This is a genomic window from Bradyrhizobium canariense (assembly GCF_019402665.1).
Classification (GTDB): domain Bacteria; phylum Pseudomonadota; class Alphaproteobacteria; order Rhizobiales; family Xanthobacteraceae; genus Bradyrhizobium; species Bradyrhizobium canariense.
Genome location: NZ_VSST01000034.1, coordinates 66787 through 84213 on the forward strand (window position 1 = coordinate 66787; position 17427 = coordinate 84213).

Consider the following 17427-nt stretch of genomic DNA (forward strand, 5'->3'; position numbering starts at 1 on the left):
GCTAACGCAATGATGCGTGCCACTGAAGAAATGTGAAAGGAACAGATGCTCGCTTTCACACTGCGCCGGGCCATTCAGGCCATTGGTGTCATGATCGCCGTCGGGATCATCTCCTTCTCGATGTTTCGTTTCGCCGGCGATCCCGTGAACCAGATGGTCGGGATGGACACGTCGAGCGCCGAACGTGCCGCGATCCGCAAATCGCTCGGCCTCGACGATCCCGTGATCGTGCAGTTCGGCCGCTATATCGGCAACGCTGCGCAGTTCAAGTTCGGCGTCTCCTACCAATTCCGCCTGCCTGTCAGCAATCTTCTGATGGAGCGGATGCCCGCGACCCTGGAGCTCGCGATCTGCGCCACCATCTTCGCGATGCTCTGTGGCATCCTGATGGGCGTCTATTCGGCGCTTCGCCGCGACAGCTGGCTCACACACGCGTTCCAGGCGATCTCGCTGATCGGCATCTCGCTGCCGACCTTCCTGATCGGCATTCTCATGATCTACCTGTTCTCGGTGACGCTCGGCTGGCTGCCCTCGTTCGGGCGCGGCGACGTCGTGCATATCGGCTGGTGGACGACGGGTCTGCTGACGCTGTCCGGACTGAAGGCGCTGATCATGCCCTCGATCACGCTGGGCTTGTTCCAGATGACGCTGATCATGCGCCTGGTCCGCACCGAGATGCTCGAAGTCATGCGCACCGACTACATCCGCTTCGCCCGTGCCCGCGGCCTCACCACCCGCGCCATCCATTACGGACATGCGCTGCGCAACACGCTGATCCCCGTCATCACGGTGGCCGGCCTGCAATTTGGCTCGGTAATTGCATTTGCGATCATCACCGAGACCGTGTTCCAGTGGCCCGGCATGGGGTTGCTGTTCGTGCAGGCCGTGCAGAATGTCGATATCCCGATCATGGCCGCCTATCTGATGATGGTGTCCCTGATCTTCGTCACCATCAATCTCGTGGTTGATATCCTCTACACCATCGTCGATCCGCGGCTGCGCTCGACGATCAGCCGGGCACATTGAATGAGCGAAGCCGTCGTCCCGCACAAGGTCGAAGAACGCGGCCCGCGCGCCGACGCGCCGGGTTGGTTCAAACGCGCGCTCGACAGCGATCTGTTCTATTCATTTCGCCGCTCCAAGATCACCATGGTTGCAGCGGCGGTGACGCTGCTGTTCTTCCTGGTCGCGATCCTCGCCTCGGTGCTGTCGGTCCAGAATCCCTTCGACCCGGCGCAGCTCCAGCTGATGAACTCGCGCATTTCGCCATTATGGACCTCCGACGGCCAGAGCCCGTTCCTGCTCGGCACCGACGAACAAGGCCGGGATGTATTGTCCGCGATCCTTTACGGCATGCGCATCTCGCTTCTCGTCGGCGTGCTCGGCGTCGTCTTCTCCGGCGCGATCGGCATCCTGCTCGGGCTGACGGCCGGCTATTTCGGCGGTGCCGTCGACGGGCTGATCATGCGCATCGCCGACGTGCAGCTTTCATTTCCGGCGATCCTGATCGCGCTGCTGATCAACGGCATCGCCAAATCGGTCTTCGGCAACAAGCTCGACGAGATGAGCATGCTGGCTGTCCTGGTCTTCGCGATCGGGTTGAGCTTTTGGGTGCAATATGCCCGCACCGTGCGCGGCTCCGTCATGGTCGAGAAGAACAAGGACTATGTCGCCGCCGCCCAGCTCATTGGCCTGCCCGCCCCGGTGATCATGTTGCGCCACGTGCTGCCGAACACGATGGGGCCGATTCTCGTCATCGCCACCATCAATCTCGCGCTCGCTATCATCACCGAGGCGACGCTGTCGTTCCTCGGCTCGGGGATGCCCGAGACCATGCCATCGCTGGGCACGCTGATCCGCATCGGCAACAACTATCTGTTCGCGGGCGAATGGTGGATCGTCGCCTTCCCTGGAATCGCACTCGCGGCGCTGATCCTGTCGATCAATCTGCTCGGCGACTGGCTGCGTGACGCGCTTAACCCGAAACTCCGATGAGTATGCAGCGTTCATGACCGAGCCCGTTCTCTCCGTTCGTAATCTTCAGGTCGAGTTCGCCTCCCGCCGGGGCACGCTGCGCGCGATCGATAGTGTCTCCTTCGACATCGCCAAAGGCGAGGTGCTCGGTGTTGTCGGCGAGTCCGGCGCCGGCAAATCGGTCACCGGACTCGCGGTCATTGGCCTGATCGATTCCCCTGGCCGCATCTCGGGCGGCGAGATCCGCCTCTCCGGCCTGCGCATCGACAATCTGCCGCCGGAAGAGATGCGCCGCGTGCGCGGAAAACGTATCGGCATGATCTTCCAGGACCCCCTCACCTCGCTCAATCCGCTGTACAAGATCGGCGACCAGCTCATCGAGACGATCAGAACCCATCTGAACCTGTCCGAGACCGCCGCCCGCCGGCGAGCCATCGACCTGCTCGCCGAAGTCGGCATTCCGGCTCCGGAAAAGCGCATCGACGGCTATCCGCACGAATTCTCCGGCGGCATGCGCCAGCGCGTTGTGATTGCGCTCGCGATCTGCGCCGAACCGGAGCTGATCATCGCCGACGAGCCGACCACCGCGCTCGACGTCTCCGTACAGGCGCAGATCATCTCGCTGATCAAGCGTCTCGGCCGCGACCACGGCACCGCGGTGATGCTGGTGACCCACGACATGGGCGTGATCGCCGAGACCTCCGACCGGGTCGCGGTGATGTATGCCGGCCGAGTCGCCGAGATCGGTCCGGTGCAGGACGTGGTCAGGAACCCGCTGCACCCCTACGCCAAGGGCCTGATGGGCGCGATCCCGACCCTTGCCGGCGACGACAAGCGTCTGGTGCAGATCCCCGGCTCCATGCCGCGCCTGTCGGCGATCCCGCGCGGCTGTTCGTTCAATCCGCGCTGCGCATTCGCATTCGACCGATGTCGCGTGGAGAGGCCGGAGCCGCTGCCGCGCGGCGCGCAATCGGTCGCCTGCCACCTCTATGACAGCGTGCCGGCGGAGAGCGCGGCATGAGCACTCCCTTCGTCCAGGCCACGAATCTGCGCCGCGTCTTCGACGTCTCGAAGCCCTGGCTCAACCGCATGCTCGAAGGCGGGCAGCTCGAATATCTCAAGGCCGTCGACGGCGTCACCTTCGACATCAGGAAGGGCGAGACCTTTGCACTGGTCGGCGAATCCGGCTCGGGCAAGACAACGGTGGCGCGGATGGTCGTCGGCTTGCTGCCGCCGAGCTCCGGCAACGTCTTGATCGACGGCATCTCGATGACCGATCCGCGGCAGGCCCAGGCGCGGCGGAAACTGCGCCGCCGCATCCAAATGATCTTCCAGGATCCTTATGCGAGCCTGAACCCGCGCTTCCGGGTCGACGCCATCATCTCCGAGCCGATCCGCGCTTTCGACCTGATCGAGGGCGAGCGCGACATCCAGGCGCGCGTCGGAGAGCTTCTCACCCTCGTCGGCCTGCATCCCGACGACAGGTTGAAATTTCCGCACGAATTCTCAGGCGGCCAGCGTCAGCGCATCGCGATCGCTCGCGCGCTCGCCTCCGACGCCGAGTTCATTGTCTGCGACGAGCCAACCTCCGCGCTTGATGTCTCCGTGCAGGCGCAGATCCTGAACCTGATGCGCGACCTCCAGGACAAGTTCGGCCTGACCTACATGTTCATCAGCCACAACCTCGCCGTGGTCCGCCACATGGCGAGCCGCGTCGGCGTGATGTATCTCGGCCGCATCGTCGAGATCGCGGAAGGGCGCGAGCTGTTTGCCCGTCCGCGCATGCCCTACACCAAGATGCTGCTCGGCGCCGTGCCCGATCTTGCCATGAGCGGCCGCCAGCGCATTCCCGTGAAGGGCGAGATCCCGAACCCGATCAATCCGCCGTCCGGGTGCGCTTTCAATCCGCGCTGCCCGCTGGCGTTCGACCTCTGCCGCAAGGAGACGCCGAGCCTGATCAACGGCGTCGCCTGCCACGCGGTCAACACCGCGCCGGTACCGGCGTGACGCGCGCTAGCCATGCAGCCTGCGCATTTGGCGGCGGCCTGGCCCTGTGATCAATTGCGCGCGCCGCAAATGAGGTAGTCCATGGCCAGCATCGTCAATCCCGATCCGTTCACGACACGCCCCGAGATCGAAGGCACCTTCGGGGTCGTCGCGACCACGCACTGGATCGCGACCGCTATCGGCATGGCCATCCTGGAAAAGGGCGGCAATGCCTTTGACGCCGGCGTCGCCACCGCTTTCACGCTCCAGGTGGTCGAGCCGCATCTGAACGGCCCCGGCGGCGACGTTCCGATCATCGTGCACGACGTGAAACGCGGCCGCACCGAGGTGATCTGCGGCCAAGGTCCGGCACCGGCCCGCGCCACCATCGCGCATTACAAGAGCGAAGGCCTCGACATGGTGCCCGGCACCGGCCTGCTCGCGGCCTGCGTCCCCGGCACCTTCGAATCCTGGATGATGCTGCTGCGTGACTACGGCACGATGCGCGTGCGCGACGTGCTGGAGCCCGCGATCTCCTATGCGCGCGACGGCTATCCGCTGGTTGAGCGCGCCTGCGCCACGATCCAGACCGTCGAGCAATTATTCCGCACGCACTGGCCGACATCAGCCGCCGTCTATCTCCCAAACGGCGAAGTGCCAACACCGGGAACGCTCTTCACCAACAAGACACTTGCGGCGACCTACGCACGGATCCTGAGCGAAGCCGAAAGCGGCGGCGGCGGTCGGGACGCCGAGATCGAGCGTGCACGCAAGGCCTGGTCGCAAGGCTTTGTCGCGGAAGCCATCGACAAATTCTGCCGGACGCAGGAGGTGATGGACGTTAGCGGCTCGCCGCATCGCGGTGTGCTGTCGGCCGATGACATGGCGCGGTGGCAGCCGACGGTCGAGGCCCCGCTCACCTACGATTATGGCCGCTACACCGTCTGCAAGGCCGGCGTTTGGAGCCAGGGCCCGGTGACGCTGCAACAGCTCGCGCTGCTGAAGGGCTTTGCGCTCGATGGGCTCGACCCGACAGGGCCGGAATTCATCCATCTCCAGATCGAATGCGCCAAGCTCGCCTTCGCCGACCGCGAAAAATTCTACGGCGATCCCAAGTTCAGCGAGATCCCGATCGGAACGCTGCTGTCGGATGCCTACAACAACGAGCGCCGCAAGCTCGTCACCGACGAGGCCTCGCTCGATCTCCGGCCCGGTGCGATCGAGGGCTTTGGCGGCGTGGTCAAGCTGCGCCGCGCCGAGGGCCAGCGCGAGGCTGTCGGCGCGCTCGGCGCCGGTGAACCGACGGTGGGCCGCTTCGGCGAGGTGCGCGGCGACACCGTGCATTTCGACATTATCGACAAGGCCGGCAACATGGTGTCGTCGACTCCGTCGGGAGGCTGGCTGCAATCCTCACCTGTCATTCCCGAGCTGGGTTTCTGCCTCGGCAGCCGCGCACAAATGTTTGATTTGGAAGAGAATCAACCGAGCTCGCTCGCGCCGGGCAAGCGGCCGCGCACGACGCTGTCGCCGAGCATGGCGTTGCGGGACGGCGAGCCATATCTCGCCTGGGGCTCGCCGGGCGGCGACCAGCAGGATCAGTGGATCACGCAGTTTTTCCTGCGGCACGTCCATTGCAACCTCAATCTCCAGGAGGCGATCGACGCCCCGGCCTGGCATTCCGAACATTTCCCGATCTCGTTCTGGCCCCGCACCGCGCGCCCCGGCGTGCTCGTGGTCGAGAACCGCGTGCCGAAGGCGACGATCGAGAATCTTCGCGAACGCGGACATATCGTCGAGGTCGGTCCCGACTGGTCGGAAGGCCGCCTCACCGCGGCTTCGCGCGTCGGTCCGCGCCGCCGGGCTGCCGCCAATCCGCGCGGCATGCAGGGCTACGCCGCAGGGCGCTAGAGGCAGCACATGACCTGGTCGATCATCGCGCGCGATTCTGCTACCGGCCAGTTCGGCATCGCCGTTGCCACGCGCTTCTTCGCCGTCGGCGCGCGCGTGCCTTATATCGCCGCCGGCCTCGGCGCCATCGCGACGCAGGCCTTCGTCAATCCCTATTACGGCATCGACGGCGTCAAGCTTTTGCGCGAAGGCCTCAACGCACATGATGTTCTCGCCAGCCTGCTCGCAACCGATGACGGCCGCGAGAGCCGCCAGATCCACATCATGGACGCCAGCGGCGCGATCGCCGCGCATACCGGGCGCGATTGCGTCGACTGGTGCGGCCACATAGCCGGCAGCGGCTTCTCCATCGCCGGCAACATGCTTGCCGGCGCCGACGTGCTCGACGAGACCGCAAAAACCTATATCGCCAATGACAGCCTGCCCTTCCCGCGCCGCCTGCTCGCCGCGATGCGCGCGGGCGAGGCCGCCGGCGGCGACAAGCGCGGCAAGCAATCCGCTGCGCTCCTGATCCACGGCGAGGAGGAATGGCCGGCATTGGACCTGCGCGCCGACGATCATCCCGATCCGCTCGGTGAGCTCGAGCGGCTCGAACGGGTCAGCCACGAGCTCTGGGTACACTTCCGCGCCTCCATGCCGACGCGGCAGAACCCAGCCGGCAACACCGATCGCAGTGTCATCGACGCGAGCATCGCCGCAGCGCGCGCAAAACGATCATGAACCCGAGCCCGCTCATCGAGATCAGCGATCTGCGCATTCGTTTTCACGACGACGACGGCCGCCTCACCTACGCGGTCGACGGCGTCGATCTCAGCGTCGCCCATGGCGCGACGCTCGGCCTCGTCGGCGAATCCGGCTGCGGCAAGAGCGTGACGTCGCTGGCGATCATGGGCCTGCTGCCAAAGCAGAGCGCGGATATCTCCGGCGCGATCCGCTTCGACGGCTTCGACCTGCTTAAGACATCGGACCAGACGCTGCGCGACCTCCGCGGCAACCGGCTCGCGATGATCTTTCAGGAGCCGATGACTTCGCTCAATCCGAGCTTCACCATCGGCGACCAGATCGTCGAGACGATTCTGCGCCACCGCGGCGGTTCGCGCAGGAGTGCGCGCGAGCGGGCGATCGATCTGCTGCGTCGCGTCCACATCCCCTCGCCCGAGCGGCGGATCGACGAATATCCGCACAAGCTCTCCGGCGGCATGCGTCAGCGCGTCATGATCGCGATGGCACTCGCCTGCGACCCGCGGCTGCTGATCGCGGACGAGCCAACCACCGCGCTCGATGTCACGCTGCAGGCGCAGATCCTGGAGCTGATGCGCGAGTTGAAGGCGGCGAGCGGCGCGGCCATCATCCTGATCACCCACGATCTGGGCGTCGTCGCCGAAGTCTGCGACGAGGTCGCGGTGATGTATGCCGGCGAGATCGTCGAGCGCGCGCCGGTGGACGAGCTGTTCTCAGCGCCGCAGCATCCCTACACCGTCGGCCTGCTCGGCTCGATCCCGCGGCTCGACCATCGCGCCGAACAGCTCGCCACGATCGAGGGCATGGTTCCGAACATGATGCAGCCGCCTGCGGGATGCCGCTTCGCCGCACGCTGCCCCTTCGTGCTGGACGCCTGCACCAAGGCGCCGCCGCGGCTGGTCGAAATCAGTCCCGGCCACCTCTCGCGCTGCATCCGCGCGCCGCTCGAACGTCTGGTGTCGTGATGGCGCTGCTCAAGGTCGATGGCCTGGTCAAGCATTTCGTCGCCGAGCGTTCGCTGTTCGGAAGGGCGCTGGCGCATGTCAAAGCCGTTGATGCCGTTTCCTTCTCGCTCGATGCCGGCAAGACGCTGGCGCTGGTGGGTGAGTCCGGCTGCGGCAAATCCACCGTCAGCCGCCTGGTGCTGCGGCTGATCGAGCCGGATGCAGGCACGATCCATTTCGAAGGCCGCGATCTGCTCTCGCTCGACGCCGGCGCGCTGCGCGCCTTTCGCCGCGAGGCGCAGATCATCTTCCAGGATCCCTACGCCTCGCTCAATCCGCGCATGACCGTCGGCCAGATCCTGACCGAGCCGCTGGCGCTGCACAACCTGGTGCCGCCCGCCCGGCGCCGCGAACGCGTCGAGGAGATCCTGCGGCTGGTCGGGCTGGAGCCGCGGCTGGCGCGGCGTTACCCGCACGAATTCTCCGGCGGCCAGCGCCAGCGCATCGCCATCGCCCGCGCGCTCGCGGTCGAGCCGAAACTGATCATCTGCGATGAGCCGGTTTCGGCGCTCGACGTCTCGATCCGCTCGCAGATTCTCAATCTGCTGCGCGAGCTCCAGGACCGGCTTGGGCTGGCCTACATTTTCGTCTCGCATGACCTCGCCGTGGTCAAGCACATCGCCGACCACGTGGCGGTGATGAATCTCGGCCAGATCGTCGAGACGGCGGCGGCGGACGCACTGTTTGCCGCACCGCGTCATCCCTATAGCCGGGCCCTAATGTCCGCGATTCCCGTGCCTAAACCGCGGGCAAAGCGCAGCCGGATTGTGCTGCAGGGAGAGATCCCTAGCGCGCTCAATCCGCCGCCGGGATGCCGCTTCCACACCCGCTGCCCCTACGTGGTCGACCGTTGCCGCAGCGAAATGCCTCAGCTCATGCCGGATGGCATCGGACATGCAACGGCATGCCACCGAACGTCGGAACTGCCGTCGTCCGAAGCAATCGTCCCAACGGACGGCGGCTTCTCCCCGGTTCTCGAAAAATTGGTCGCCGCCTTTAGCGGCGGCCCGGAAGCAGTCCGCGGCAGCGGGGTTAGTTCATCGGGGACGAACCCGGCATAGCCGTAAAACAGAGGTTGAGAGCGATGAGTCCTATGCGTTTGGCACTCCTGGCGTCGGCATTGCTGACGTCGCTCGTAGGCGCGGCCCAAATCCAGGCTCAAGCCCAGACCACGCTTCGCATCGGCATCGGCGAAGACCCTGATATCCTCGACCCCAGCATCGGCCGTACCTATGTCGGGCGCATCGTATTCTCCGCCTTCTGCGACAAGCTGTTCGACATCGACGAGAAGCTCAACATCGTGCCGCAGCTCGCGTTGTCCCATGAGACCTCGGCCGACGGCAAGGAGATGACCATCAAGCTCCGGCCGAACGTGAAATTCCACGACGGCGAACCGCTCGACGCGGAAGCGGCAAAATTCTCGATCGAGCGTCACATGACGCTGCCGGGTTCGTTCCGCAAGTCCGAGCTCGCCAGCGTCGACCATGTCGAGGTGGTCGATCCCCTGACCATCAAGCTGGTGCTCAAGACGCCTTACTCCCCGTTGATCGCCCAGCTGACCGACCGCTCCGGCATGATGGTGTCGCCGAAGGCCGCCAAGGAGGCCGGCGACAAGTTCGGCCTGCATCCGGTCTGCGCCGGTCCCTACAAATTCGTCGACCGCGTGCAGCAGGACCGCATGGTGTTCGAGAGATTCGCCGATTACTGGAACAAGGACAACATCCATATCGACCGCGTGGTGTTCCTGCCGATCGTGGATGCCACGGTGCGCCTTGCCAACCTGAAGTCCGGCGGGCTCGATCTGATCGAGCGCGTGCTCGCCACCGACATCAAGGACGTCCGCGCCGACCCCAAGCTCGTGCTGTCAACGGCGCCTGAGCTGGGCTATCTCGGCCTGACCATCAATATTGGCAATGACAAGGCCAAGGGGCCCCTGAGCCAATCGGCGAAAGTCCGTCAGGCGCTCGATCTGTCGATCGATCGCCAGGCGATCAACCAGGTCGTGTTCAACGGCGAGTTCACCCCCGGCAATCAATGGGTCAGCCCGACGCATCCCTATTACCAGAAGGCATTCCCCCTTCATGGTCGCGACATCGCTAAAGCGAAGGCGCTGTTGAAGGAGGCTGGCGTCAGCCTGCCCGTCACGGTCGACTACATGGTGCCGAAGGGGACCGAGTACGAGGCCGTCGCTCAGGTCGTGCAGTCCATGGCGGCCGAAGCAGGTTTCGACATCAAGGTCCGCGTCGTCGAATTCGCGACCACCTTCAAGCAGGCCCAGGCCGGCGAGTTCCAGATCTTCCAGATCAACTGGAGCGGTCGCATCGATCCCGACGGCAACTCCTATATCTTCATGCGCAGCAAGGCACCGCAGAACGATGGCGTCTATTCGAATCCGGAGGCCGACAAGCTGATGGAAGAAGGAAGGCTGACCGCCAATGTCGCGGAGCGCAAAGCGATCTACGAGAAGATGACCAAGATCCTGCTCGACGATTTGCCGATCATCTACATCTACCACCGCACGCTTCTGATTGCGCACACGACCAAGCTCCAGGGATACAGGCAGATGCCCGACGGGCTGGTGCGCGTGGTCGGGCTGAAGTTCAAGTGAGCGTGGCATCGCCCGACAACCGGCCGGCGCCATGCTGAACTTCCTCGCCCGCCGCATTGTGCAGATCGTGCCGACACTGTTCTTCGTGTCGCTGCTGATCTTCTCGCTCCAGCAATTGCTGCCGGGGGATCCCGCGCTGGTGATGGCCGGCGAGGAGCGCGATCCCGCGGCAATCGAACAGATCCGCCATCAATACCGGCTCGATCAGCCGATCCCCGTACAGTACGTCTATTGGCTTAAGGGCGTTCTATCAGGCAATTTCGGTGAATCGCTGCGCAACAAGATGCCGGTACGCGAGCTGATCGCGCAGAAGCTGCCGGTGACGCTCCAGCTCGGCTCGATGGCAATGTTGATCGCGCTCCTGATCGGCATTCCCGCCGGCATCGTCTCCGCCGTGAAAAGGGGCACCGTCTGGGACTATGGCGCCAATTTGTTCGCGCTGTGGGGCATCTCGACGCCGAATTTCTGGCTCGGCATCATGCTGATCTTCCTGTTCTCGATCGAGCTCGGCTGGCTGCCGGCGTCCGGCTACGTGCCGCTGACCGAGAACTGGCGCGCGAGCCTCGCCGCCACCATCATGCCGGCCTTCGTGCTCGGCAACGCGATTTCCGCGGTCCTGATGCGGCACACCCGGAGCGCCATGCTGCAGGTGCTGGAAAGCGACTATGTCCGCACCGCGCGCGCCAAGGGATTGTCCGAACGCTCGGTCATCCTCAAGCACGCCATGCGCAACGCACTCACGCCGATCATCACACTCGGCGCGCTCGAGCTCGGCACGCTGTTGTCGGGGGCGGTTCTGACCGAGCAGATCTTCTCCATTCCCGGCTTCGGCAAACTGATCGTGGACGCCGTATTCAACCGCGACTACGCGGTCGTACAGGGCGTCGTGCTGGTGACGGCGACGGTCTACATTACCCTCAATCTCGTTGCCGATGTCGCCTACATCCTCGTCAATCCGCGGCTGCGGGGCTAGACTCATGACCGATGCCGCCCTGCCCGCCGCCGCTCCTATCGCGCAAGCTGACGAGCTGGACAGCCCGGCGCGTCGCGCCCGGCGGCGCTTGTTCAAACGCAAGGCCGCAGTATTCGGACTTGTCATGATCACCTTGTTCGTCGGCTTCGCGCTGCTCGCGCCGTTCGTCGTGCCCTACGATCCGATCGCGACGAGCTGGGGCCTCGTCCGCAAGCCGCCCACCGCGGCACACTGGTTCGGCACCGACGAGCTCGGTCGCGACATCCTGAGCCGCGTCGTCTACGGCGCGCGCGCGTCCCTGCTCGCGGGCCTCATCTCGGTCGCGATCGCGCTGGGCGTCGGCGTTCCGCTCGGCCTGCTCGCCGGCTATCGCGGCGGCTTCGTCGATGCGCTGATCAGCCGGATGACCGACGCGATGCTGGCCTGCCCATTCCTGATCCTGGCGATCGCGCTCGCCGCATTCCTCGGTCCGAGCCTCGGCAATGCCATGATCGCGATCGGCATCTCGGCAACCCCGATCTTCATCCGCCTGACCCGCGGCCAGGTGTTGAACGTCAAGGCCGAGGACTATGTCGAGGCGGCGCGCGCGCTCGGCAACCCGCCGTGGCGGATCGCGTTTTCGCACATCCTGCCGAACATCCTGCCGGCGCTGCTGGTGCAGGCTACGCTATCGATTGCCGCCGCCATCATCGCCGAAGCCGCGCTGTCCTTCCTTGGCCTCGGCCAGCAGCCGCCGGCGCCGTCCTGGGGCAGCATGCTCAACGCAGCGCAGCGTTTCCTGACCCAGGCGCCCTGGATGGCGATCTGGCCGGGGCTTGCGATCTTCCTCGTGGTGCTGTCGCTGAACCTGCTCGGCGACGGCCTACGTGACGCGCTCGATCCAAGGCAGCGTTAGAGCGGAATGAGAATAGGTTGAATTAAGCGGCCCCGGGCTTGGTGCACCTCTCCCGCTTGCGGGAGAGGCCGGCGCAATGCGCCGGGTGAGGGCTCTCTCCTCTTGGGGGTTCTCGATTGCGGAAATACCCTCTCCCCAACCCTCCCCCGCAAGCGGGGGAGGGAGCACACCTCCCCCGTTGCAGCAAACGAGCCTGATCTCACCGGTCCTTAGTCTAGCTAGATCACGACCTCGCGCATCACACGGCGGCAATCCATCTCGTATTCGAGATCGACCACCGGCGGCCGGGCATAGTGCCAGGTCAGGCCGGACCGCAACGCCCCGCGGCGGACGAGCTCGTCGACCAGCGTGTGGTGGAAGTCGTGCACGGAATAGGCCTGCACACCGGTCGTGTCCTTCCAACCGAAGCCGAAGGCCGTCATCCTGTTCTCCATCTGGGACGTCGTCGTGAAGCGCACCTTCTCGCGAAGGCCTTCCAAGCTGAGGTCGCGGTAGCGCACGGTGCGCTCGACATAGGTCCCACTGCCCTCGCGCGCCTCGGCGCCGCCGGAAATCACGAAGCTCGGCGTCTTCGAGCCTGTCGGCCGCGTGAAGGAGAACGCATAGAACGACGGCTTGGCCGGTGGATCGATCTCGGGACAGACATTGCTGCGCGCGACCGGATTGGTGGTGCCGTCGAAGATGCCCCATTCGGACAGCGTCTTCACATAGTGCAGGTTGAACGCGCGAAAGCCTTCCTCGCTGAAGGCCGCGGGCGAGCGCAGTTCGCAGGCGCAGAACGCCGTCAGCGGCCGCCCCGCCGCCTGAATATACTTCGCGGCAAGCGCAAACCCTTCCGCGAGCGGCACCAGCCGGTCGAAGCGGACGCGCTCGATCTCATAGCCATCGTCAGCGGCCGCACCGGCCGAGTACTGGAATACGGACGGAATGAAACGGTAGTTTCCGGCGCTAAATTCACCAACCATGTCGGACTCCTATTCCAGTTGCATGCGAATGCCCTTGTCGCCGTTAAGCAGGCGCTTCAGGTGAAAGCCGGCCAGGGAATCGTCGGCATGCATGCCGACGAGTGCGGCGAAGGCCGGCATGGCGGCGGCATCACCGGCCTCCATCTTGGCAAAAGCCTTGGAATACAGCGCCGTTTCCGGCGCAGCGAATTGGGCCGGAGCCAGCGGCTCGAACGCGCGCAACGGTTCGCTGCGTCCACGCAGCATCAGCTCGCCGACGGGACGACCTCGAAAATTCTCAGCCGTCTCGGCGATGCCGTCACTGACGCAAATCCGCGTGCCCAGATGCTTGTTCGCGGCTTCCAGCCGTGCCGCGATGTTGATGGAATCTCCATACGCGGTGTAGTCGAAAAACCGGTTGCCGCCAAAATTTCCGACCAGTGCCGGCCCGGCGTGGATGCCGATACGGGTGGTGCCGAAATTCACGCCTCTCACCTTCCAGCGCGCGGAAAAATCCTCGGCCCAGGCGTCGAGATCATGTGCGCAGGCGACCGCGCGGGTCGCATAATCGGGCTGATCGCCGGGTGCGTTGAAGAGCACCTGGATCGCATCGCCGATGATCTTGGCGACAGTCCCCTCGTGCGCGAAGACGACCTCGGTCATGCCGCCGACATACTCGTTGAGAAGCGCGCCCAGCGTCTCCGGAGGCGCACTCTCGACCAGCGAGGTGAAGCCGGTAATGTCCGTGAAGATGGTCGCGACATCGCGCCACTGCACTTCGATTCCCTCGCTCTCACCGCTGGCCGCCAGACGCTTGGCGAGCTCGGGCGAGAAATGACGCGAGAGCGCGGCATGGGCGCGCTCCGCCTCCGCCTGGCGGCCTCGCACCTCACGCAGCATTTCGATGTGGCGGATGGTCTTCTGGATCGTCATCTCGAGGTCGGCGAAGTCGATCGGTTTGGTCAGGAAGTCGAACGCACCGCGGTTCATCGCAGTGCGGATATTGCTCATGTCGCCATAGGCCGACACGATGATGGTGGACTTCTTGTCTTCGGCTTCCTGGAGTTTCGCCAGCAGCGACAGCCCGTCCATCCTGGGCATGTTGATGTCGGAGACCACCATGTCGACATGGGGGTTCTGCTCGAGCGACTGCAGCGCTTCGAGGCCGTCGCGCGCGAACATGATGGTCACCGACCCATCGCGAATCTGCCTGCGGAATTTTTGCAGGACCAACGCCTCGAGATCCGGCTCGTCGTCGACGAAGAGGATGGTCGCGGTCATGCGGCTTGCCCGAGCCTCGTGTCGATTTCCTGCCGCAGCAGCGCGAAATCGACCGGCTTGGTGAGAAGTCCGACTGCGCCGCGCTCGATAGCCTTCCGGCGCGTCTCGGCGTCGCCATAGGCGGTGATCATGATGACGGGAACGTCCGGATGCGCAAGACGCACCTTCGGCAGCATGTCGAGTCCGCTCATGCCGGGCATGTTGATGTCGGACAGGATCAGGATCAACGACGGATCGCGAACCTCGGCAGCGAGCTTCAGCGCATCGGGCGCGGACGGCGCGAATTCCATCTGGAAGCGGCCGGCGCGCAAATCGCGCCGGAACTGCTGCCGGAACAGCGCCTCGACGTCGGGCTCGTCATCGACGACCAGGATGTAAACGTTCAAGTCTTGCCTCCGGAAGTGTCGCCCGCCGCCATCATGCGCGGCAGGGTGATGATGAACTCGGTGAATACGCCGGGCTCGGTGTTCACGTCGATCGTGCCGCCGTGCTGATTCACGACGATGTCATGGCTCATGGAAAGGCCAAGGCCGGTGCCCTCGCCGGCCGGCTTGGTGGTGAAGAAGGGATTGAACATCTTCTCCTTCACATCGGAAGGGATCCCGGTGCCGTTGTCGCGAATGCGGATCTCGACCCTCTCGCCGAGAGTTTTGGTAGCCGCGCGTAGCGTGGGCTCGAAGGCGCCTGCGTCGCTCTCCTTGCGCTTGGCGGTGGCGTAGAAGCCGTTCGAGATCAGATTGAGGAAGACGCGCGTGATTTCCTGCGGATAGATATCGACCATGCCTGCGGCGGGGTCGAAGCCGCGCTCGATCGTGACATTGAAGCCGGGCCGTTCGGCACGTGCGCCGTGATAGGCGAGATTAAGGCTCTCCTCCAGGATCGCATTGATATCGCTGGGGCGATGCTCGCCGGAGCCCTCGCGCGAATGCAGCAGCATGTTCCTGACGATGGAATCGGCGCGCTTGCCATGCTGCACCACTTTTTCGAGGTTGCTCTTGAGCATGCCGGTCAGCTCCTCGACCTCCTCCTTCGTCTTGCCGTCGAGCGAGGCCGCTTGCAAGGCCTCGTTGAGCTCGTCGATCAGCTCGGTCGACACCGCCGAGAAATTGTTGACGAAATTGAGCGGATTCTTGATCTCGTGCGCGATCCCCGCCGTGAGCTGGCCGAGGGACGCGAGCTTCTCGGTCTGGATCAGGCGGTCCTGCGCGGTACGAAGATCGTCGAGGGATTGCGACAGCTCCGTCGTACGCTTGCGCAACTCGTTCAGAAGCCGCGTATTCTCGATTGCGATGACGGCTTGCTTCGTGAAGTTCTCAACCAACGCGATTTGCTTGTCGGTGAACGGCCGGACCTCTTTGCGATAGACCGCGACGGTTCCGATCAGCTCGCTGTCCCTCATCATGGGCACGATGACGATCGTGCGGGCGCCGGCGACGTCGGAGATTCCACGAATGGTCGGCCCCCCGGCAAGATACGCCGGAGTTTGTTGCACATCGTGCACGTGAACAACCTGACGTGTCCTGACGACCTCAGCAAGCGCGCTCTCCGGATGCGGACGGATTGCCATATCTTTTCGCGAAGCCGCGAACGCGGGCGGCACATTGTAATCCGCAGCAATCGTGAAACTCTCGCCGTCCCACAAATTCATCACGCCGAAACTCGCGCCACAGACGCGTGTGGCATTCTCGAGCATCTTGTGGAACACCGGCGCGAGTTCGCCCGGAGACGAGCTGATGACCTGCAACACTTCCGACGTAGCCGTTTGTTGCTCGAGCGACTCGGTCAACTCGGCCGTTCTCACCTCGACCTTCTTCTCCAGGTCCGCATAGGATTCCTGCAGACGCTCGCCCATGTCGTTGAACTGGTCCGCGAGCCCCTCCAGCTCGTCTCCGGTTCGGATCGAGATGCGCTGGGAGAAATCGCCGCTGCCGATGCGCTCGGCGCCGCGCCGCAGCGCCTGGATCGGCCCGACCATGCGGCGCGCCAGGAATATCCCGGCAAGCACCGCGAAGATCGACGCCGCGAGCAGCACGAATGCAAGCCGTTCCAACGCGGCATAGAGCGCCGCATAGGCTTCCTCGACCGGGAGCTCGACGAACATGGTCCAGTGCAGCGGCGCAATCGGCGCCGACGCGGTCAGCACCTTCTGTCCTTGGAGATTGCGCGCTTCGGAAAGCGCGTCGAATGCGGCGCTGCCTCCGAGAAGCGCGGCACGCACCTGGGTGAGACCTGACATGTCGGTGTTGCGCAGGACCAGGCTGATATCGGGGTGCGCGATCAGGCGTCCCTCCGGACCGACCACGTAGGCGTGTCCGTGCTCGCCGACCTTGATCTGGGATACCACGTCCCAGATCAGCTTGAGATTGACCTCCGCGATACTGACGCCGGCATCCTTGCGCGACCCGGCCTGCGCCAGGGTCATGTACGGCTCGGATTCCCTGCGGAAATAGACCGGACCGTAAAAAACCTTGTGCGCGACCGCCTCGGTGAACTTCGGATCGTCCGACAGGTCGATGCCGCTGTCGATCGCGTCCATGGCGAGCCGCGAGACCCGCAGCCGCTCCCTGCCGGTCGCATCGACCTGGGCGAGCTCGGTAACCGCGGGGACCTGGCGCAGCAGCCGCAGCGCATCGAAGCGGCGCTGCTCGATCGAACCCGCCGACCAGGGCAGCTGCGTGGTCCAGCCGAGCTGGCTCTCGATCTCCTTGACGAACTGACCAATCTTGGCCGCGGCTGCCTCGGCCTGTTCATGCTGGACCCGGATCAGCGCGGCCTTGTGCTCGCGATAATAGAAGAGGACCTCGAACAGTCCGTTGGCCAGCAGCGCGATCGCGACGACAGCCACGAACAGCGCCACATATTTCGTGAAGAGCCGGCTCCTGATCCCCTGCCCTGGCGTCGTGCCCGACGCGACGGCAACCGGCGCCGCGCTTGGCAGCGTCCTGGCTTGCGGGGTGTCAGGGTGGAGGGAAAGGCTCATCCCGCCGAACCTAGCAAGAAGACGGGACCTTGTCTCTCGCGAGCGGGGAAAAGCTAGCCGAAGCAACCGGGGCAATAGAAAAAGGGCGGCAACGGATTAGCCGCTGCCGCCCTCGGGTTGGCTTACCTGCGGC

The 17427-nt window shown here is 64.5% G+C and carries 15 protein-coding genes; 11 read left to right on the top strand and 4 right to left on the bottom strand.

The window, feature by feature from the left end; translation table 11 throughout:
• Positions 1 to 45 precede the first annotated feature (45 nt).
• From FXB41_RS18075 to FXB41_RS18125, 11 genes are all read left to right on the top strand, one after another.
• Positions 46 to 1026, top strand: coding sequence for an ABC transporter permease (locus tag FXB41_RS18075; protein ID WP_219682696.1), 981 nt, complete (start codon positions 46 to 48; stop codon positions 1024 to 1026).
• Positions 1027 to 1995 (top strand): ABC transporter permease, encoded by a 969-nt coding sequence (locus FXB41_RS18080; protein ID WP_007593845.1) that lies wholly within the window; start codon positions 1027 to 1029, stop codon positions 1993 to 1995.
• A 13-nt stretch (positions 1996 to 2008) separates the two neighbouring features.
• Positions 2009 to 2995, top strand: coding sequence for an ABC transporter ATP-binding protein (locus FXB41_RS18085; protein WP_219682697.1), 987 nt, complete (start codon positions 2009 to 2011; stop codon positions 2993 to 2995).
• On the top strand, positions 2992 to 3981 hold the full coding sequence (locus tag FXB41_RS18090) for an ABC transporter ATP-binding protein (RefSeq protein ID WP_219682698.1): 990 nt from the start codon (positions 2992 to 2994) through the stop codon (positions 3979 to 3981). The genes FXB41_RS18085 and FXB41_RS18090 overlap by 4 nt, the downstream gene beginning before the upstream one ends.
• An 81-nt stretch (positions 3982 to 4062) precedes the next feature.
• Positions 4063 to 5868: a gamma-glutamyltransferase family protein gene (locus FXB41_RS18095; RefSeq protein ID WP_219682699.1), complete on the top strand. Its 1806-nt coding sequence runs from the start codon at positions 4063 to 4065 to the stop codon at positions 5866 to 5868.
• 9 nt (positions 5869 to 5877) lie between these two features.
• A complete protein-coding gene (locus tag FXB41_RS18100; protein WP_007593858.1) occupies positions 5878 to 6588 on the top strand; it encodes a DUF1028 domain-containing protein in 711 nt (236 codons plus the stop codon).
• Positions 6585 to 7574, top strand: a complete 990-nt coding sequence (locus tag FXB41_RS18105; protein ID WP_219682700.1) for an ABC transporter ATP-binding protein — start codon at positions 6585 to 6587, stop codon at positions 7572 to 7574. Before FXB41_RS18100 ends, FXB41_RS18105 begins: the two co-directional genes overlap by 4 nt.
• Positions 7574 to 8674 carry an ABC transporter ATP-binding protein gene (locus FXB41_RS18110; protein ID WP_219682701.1) on the top strand — a complete coding sequence of 367 codons (1101 nt, stop codon included), beginning with the start codon at positions 7574 to 7576 and terminating at the stop codon, positions 8672 to 8674. Before FXB41_RS18105 ends, FXB41_RS18110 begins: the two co-directional genes overlap by 1 nt.
• A 23-nt stretch (positions 8675 to 8697) precedes the next feature.
• Positions 8698 to 10221, top strand: coding sequence for an ABC transporter substrate-binding protein (locus tag FXB41_RS18115; RefSeq protein ID WP_219682702.1), 1524 nt, complete (start codon positions 8698 to 8700; stop codon positions 10219 to 10221).
• A gap of 31 nt (positions 10222 to 10252) precedes the next feature.
• Complete coding sequence (locus FXB41_RS18120; RefSeq protein WP_007593862.1) at positions 10253 to 11194, top strand: ABC transporter permease; 942 nt, start codon at positions 10253 to 10255, stop codon at positions 11192 to 11194.
• Between the two features lie 4 nt (positions 11195 to 11198).
• On the top strand, positions 11199 to 12089 hold the full coding sequence (locus tag FXB41_RS18125; RefSeq protein WP_007593864.1) for an ABC transporter permease: 891 nt from the start codon (positions 11199 to 11201) through the stop codon (positions 12087 to 12089).
• 218 nt (positions 12090 to 12307) lie between these two features.
• On the opposite strand, the gene cnbZ is transcribed toward FXB41_RS18125, so the two are convergent.
• The 4 genes from cnbZ to FXB41_RS18145 are packed head-to-tail and all read right to left on the bottom strand — an operon-like array spanning position 12308 to position 17294.
• Complete coding sequence (gene cnbZ, locus FXB41_RS18130; RefSeq protein ID WP_219682703.1) at positions 12308 to 13054, bottom strand: 2-amino-5-chloromuconate deaminase CnbZ; 747 nt, start codon at positions 13052 to 13054, stop codon at positions 12308 to 12310.
• A gap of 9 nt (positions 13055 to 13063) precedes the next feature.
• The gene (locus FXB41_RS18135; RefSeq protein WP_007593875.1) at positions 13064 to 14314 is read right to left on the bottom strand and encodes an adenylate/guanylate cyclase domain-containing protein; all 1251 of its coding nucleotides are present in this window, start codon (positions 14312 to 14314) and stop codon (positions 13064 to 13066) included.
• Entirely contained in the window at positions 14311 to 14700 is a 390-nt protein-coding gene (locus FXB41_RS18140; protein ID WP_219682704.1) for a response regulator, read from the bottom strand. Before FXB41_RS18140 ends, FXB41_RS18135 begins: the two co-directional genes overlap by 4 nt.
• On the bottom strand, positions 14697 to 17294 hold the full coding sequence (locus FXB41_RS18145; RefSeq protein WP_219682705.1) for an ATP-binding protein: 2598 nt from the start codon (positions 17292 to 17294) through the stop codon (positions 14697 to 14699). The genes FXB41_RS18140 and FXB41_RS18145 overlap by 4 nt, the downstream gene beginning before the upstream one ends.
• Positions 17295 to 17427: the final 133 nt, after the last annotated feature.

Bases quoted from the DNA above. Each gene is read 5' to 3' on its own strand.
- FXB41_RS18075 (WP_219682696.1), top strand. From the start codon at position 46: ATGCTCGCTTTCACACTGCGCCGGGCCATTCAGGCCATTGGTGTCATG.
- FXB41_RS18080 (WP_007593845.1), top strand. From the start codon at position 1,027: ATGAGCGAAGCCGTCGTCCCGCACAAGGTCGAAGAACGCGGCCCGCGC.
- FXB41_RS18085 (WP_219682697.1), top strand. From the start codon at position 2,009: ATGACCGAGCCCGTTCTCTCCGTTCGTAATCTTCAGGTCGAGTTCGCC.
- FXB41_RS18090 (WP_219682698.1), top strand. From the start codon at position 2,992: ATGAGCACTCCCTTCGTCCAGGCCACGAATCTGCGCCGCGTCTTCGAC.
- FXB41_RS18095 (WP_219682699.1), top strand. From the start codon at position 4,063: ATGGCCAGCATCGTCAATCCCGATCCGTTCACGACACGCCCCGAGATC.
- FXB41_RS18100 (WP_007593858.1), top strand. From the start codon at position 5,878: ATGACCTGGTCGATCATCGCGCGCGATTCTGCTACCGGCCAGTTCGGC.
- FXB41_RS18105 (WP_219682700.1), top strand. From the start codon at position 6,585: ATGAACCCGAGCCCGCTCATCGAGATCAGCGATCTGCGCATTCGTTTT.
- FXB41_RS18110 (WP_219682701.1), top strand. From the start codon at position 7,574: ATGGCGCTGCTCAAGGTCGATGGCCTGGTCAAGCATTTCGTCGCCGAG.
- FXB41_RS18115 (WP_219682702.1), top strand. From the start codon at position 8,698: ATGAGTCCTATGCGTTTGGCACTCCTGGCGTCGGCATTGCTGACGTCG.
- FXB41_RS18120 (WP_007593862.1), top strand. From the start codon at position 10,253: ATGCTGAACTTCCTCGCCCGCCGCATTGTGCAGATCGTGCCGACACTG.
- FXB41_RS18125 (WP_007593864.1), top strand. From the start codon at position 11,199: ATGACCGATGCCGCCCTGCCCGCCGCCGCTCCTATCGCGCAAGCTGAC.
- cnbZ (WP_219682703.1), bottom strand. From the start codon at position 13,054: ATGGTTGGTGAATTTAGCGCCGGAAACTACCGTTTCATTCCGTCCGTA.
- FXB41_RS18135 (WP_007593875.1), bottom strand. From the start codon at position 14,314: ATGACCGCGACCATCCTCTTCGTCGACGACGAGCCGGATCTCGAGGCG.
- FXB41_RS18145 (WP_219682705.1), bottom strand. From the start codon at position 17,294: ATGAGCCTTTCCCTCCACCCTGACACCCCGCAAGCCAGGACGCTGCCA.